We start from the raw sequence: 3063 nt of genomic DNA, 5'->3' as shown, positions 1-3063 counted from the left end.
GCCGATGCCAAGGCCGCTCTCATGCGCGACCTGGCCGACGCCACTGGGACCTCCGTCGTCGAGCCCCAGGAGCGCTCGCGCCGGGGCCGCGACGGCAATGACGACGCCGACGGCTACGACGACGAGCGCGGCGGGCGTCGACGTCGGGGCCGCAAGCGCGGACGCGACCGCTTCGACCGTGACGACCGTGACGCTGGCCGCGAGCACCGTGACAACAACGGCGGGCGGGGCAACCGCAACCAGCCGCGCGAGGACGAGGTCCTCCTGCCGGTGGCCGGCATCCTGGACGTCACCGACAATCAGCACGCCTACTTGCGTACCTCCGGCTATCTGCCCGGCCCCAAAGACGTCTACGTCTCCAACCAGCTCATCAAGGACAACGGGCTGCGCGCCGGCGACGCCGTGACCGGCTGGGTCCGCGAGGGCGGAGATTCCTCCGCGCCCCACCACGGCGGACGCAACAACCGCCGTCAGAACCGCGCCGGCCGAGTCAAGTACAACCCCATGGTCAGCGTCGAGACCGTCAACGGCATGGACGCCGAGCGCTCCAAGCGCCGCCCCGAGTTCGCCAAGCTCACCCCCCTCTACCCCCAGGAGCAGCTGCGCCTGGAGACCACGCCCAAGGCCGTCACCCCGCGGATCATCGACCTGGTCTCGCCCATCGGCAAGGGGCAGCGAGGGCTCATCGTCTCCCCGCCCAAGGCGGGTAAGACGATCGTTCTGCAGCAGATCGCCAACGCCATCAGCGTCAACAACCCCGAGGCCCACCTCATGGTCGTGCTCGTCGACGAGCGCCCCGAGGAGGTCACCGACATGCAGCGCACCGTCAAGGGGGAGGTCATCGCCTCCACCTTCGACCGGCCCGCCTCCGACCACACGATCGTGGCCGAGCTGGCCATCGAGCGCGCCAAGCGCCTCGTGGAGCTGGGGCAGGACGTCGTCGTGCTGCTGGACTCCATCACCCGCCTCGGGCGCGCCTACAACCTGGCGGCGCCTGCCAGCGGCCGAATCCTCTCCGGTGGTGTGGACGCCTCCGCCCTCTACCCGCCCAAGCGCTTCTTCGGCGCCGCCCGCAACGTGGAGAACGGCGGCAGCCTGACCATCCTGGCCACGGCCCTGGTGGAGACCGGCTCCAAGATGGACGAGGTCATCTTCGAGGAGTTCAAGGGCACCGGGAACATGGAGCTGCGCCTGTCGCGCCAGCTCGCCGACAAGCGCATCTTCCCGGCCGTGGACGTGGCCGCCTCCGGCACCCGCCGCGAGGAACTGCTCATCGACCCCGCCCAGCTCAAGATCATGTGGCGCCTGCGCCGCCTCTTCGCCGGGCTCGAGCAGCAGCAGGCCCTCGAGCTGGTGCTGTCCAAGCTCAAGGACACCCAGTCCAACGCCGAGTTCCTCATGGTCCTGTCCAAGACCACTCCGGCCAGCGCCTCGCCGGCCGACGGTGAGGACGAGTAGAACCTGCGGAACCGGTTCGGTTCCCGACAGGACCGGGCGAACTCGACTCCGGGCAGGTGCCCGTTATCACCAGGCACAGCCGTTGCGCGGGTGAGCCGGCCGGTGGCATAGTCTGCTGCTGGCCTCCGGTTCACCTGCGCCCCCGCGCGGGACCCGGGACCCTCTGACGCTTAAGGAGAAACCTATGAAGCAGGGCATTCACCCCGACTACGTGGCCACCACGGTCACGTGTACCTGTGGCAACACCTTCGAGACCCGCTCCACCGTCACCTCCGGTGAGATCCGCGTGGACGTGTGCTCGGCCTGCCACCCCTTCTACACCGGCAAGCAGAAGATCCTCGACACCGGTGGCCGAGTCGCCCGCTTCGAGGCCCGGTACGGCAAGCGCGGCAAGTAACCGCGTCTAACGACGTCGGCGGCCGGCTCCCAGAGCCGCCGTCGGCGTCGTTCGCATATCGCGGCGTGTATCGCAGGTGCGCGTCAGCACGATTCCCAGCCCATGAAGGAACCCGAGTCCATGAGTGAGGACTTCTCCGCCGCCGAGCCGCTCCTGGCCGAGTACGCGGACATCGAGGCCGAGATGGCCGGGCCCGCGGCAGCCGACCCCGGCGCCATGCGTCGGCTGGGGCGCCGCTACGCCGAGCTGGGCAGGGTCGTTGCCGCCTACCGGGCCTGGCAGACGGCCAGCGCCGATCTGGCCGATGCCCGCGAGCTGGCGGCGGAGGAAGAGGACTTCGCCGCCGAGGTCCCGGGTCTCGAGGCGGCCGCGACCGAGGCCGGCGAGCATCTGCGCGAGGTCCTCGTGCCCCGCGACCCCGACGACGCCCGCGACGTCATCATCGAGGTCAAGGCCGGTGAGGGCGGGGAGGAGTCGGCGTTGTTCGCCTCCGACCTGGCCCGCATGTACTCCCGCTACGCCGAACGACAGGGGTGGGCCGTCGAGGTTCTCGACGCCACCGACTCCGACCTGGGCGGTTACAAGGACGTGCGGCTGGCCATCAAGACCCGCGGACCCGTGGAGCCCCAAGACGGGGTGTGGGCACACCTGAAGTACGAGGGCGGCGTCCACCGCGTCCAGCGCGTCCCGGTCACCGAGTCGCAAGGGCGCATCCACACCTCCGCGGCCGGCGTCTTGGTCATGCCGGAGGCCGACGACCCCGGTGAGCTCCAGATCGACGCCGCAGACCTGCGCATCGACGTCTTCCGCTCCTCGGGGCCGGGGGGCCAGAGCGTCAACACCACCGACTCGGCCGTGCGCATCACCCACCTGCCCTCCGGGATCGTCGTATCGATGCAGAACGAGAAGTCCCAGCTGCAGAACAAGGAAGCGGCCATGCGGGTCCTGCGGGCCCGGCTCCTGGCCGAGCGAGCGGCCGCCGCCGCCGCCGAGGCCGCGCAGGCCCGTCGCAGTCAGGTGCGCACTGTGGACCGCTCCGAGCGAATCCGCACCTACAATTTCCCTGAGAACCGGATCGCCGACCACCGCACCGGCTTCAAGGCCTACAACCTCGATGCCGTTCTTGACGGTGATCTCGGCCCGGTGATCGCCTCGGCCATCGCCATGGACGAGGCTGAACGATTATCCCAGGTGGGTGAGGGCAGTGG

General features: G+C 69.8%; 3 protein-coding genes. All 3 read left to right on the top strand.

Features of this window, described 5'->3' with window-relative positions:
- On the top strand, window positions 1–1458 hold a 1458-nt coding region (gene rho, locus HMPREF0975_RS02000; protein ID WP_009232439.1), incomplete at its 5' end, for a transcription termination factor Rho.
- Between the two features lie 184 nt (window positions 1459–1642).
- The gene (gene rpmE, locus HMPREF0975_RS01995; protein ID WP_009232438.1) at window positions 1643–1855 is read left to right on the top strand and encodes a 50S ribosomal protein L31; all 213 of its coding nucleotides are present in this window, start codon (window positions 1643–1645) and stop codon (window positions 1853–1855) included.
- A 120-nt stretch (window positions 1856–1975) separates the two neighbouring features.
- On the top strand, window positions 1976–3063 hold a 1088-nt coding region (gene prfA / locus HMPREF0975_RS01990; RefSeq protein WP_009232437.1), incomplete at its 3' end, for a peptide chain release factor 1.

It is taken from the genome of Actinomyces sp. oral taxon 849 str. F0330 (genome assembly GCF_000239715.1).
GTDB lineage: Bacteria > Actinomycetota > Actinomycetes > Actinomycetales > Actinomycetaceae > Actinomyces > Actinomyces johnsonii.
Note: the sequence above shows the minus strand (reverse complement) of the source record. Positions and strands in the feature narration are given on the sequence as shown.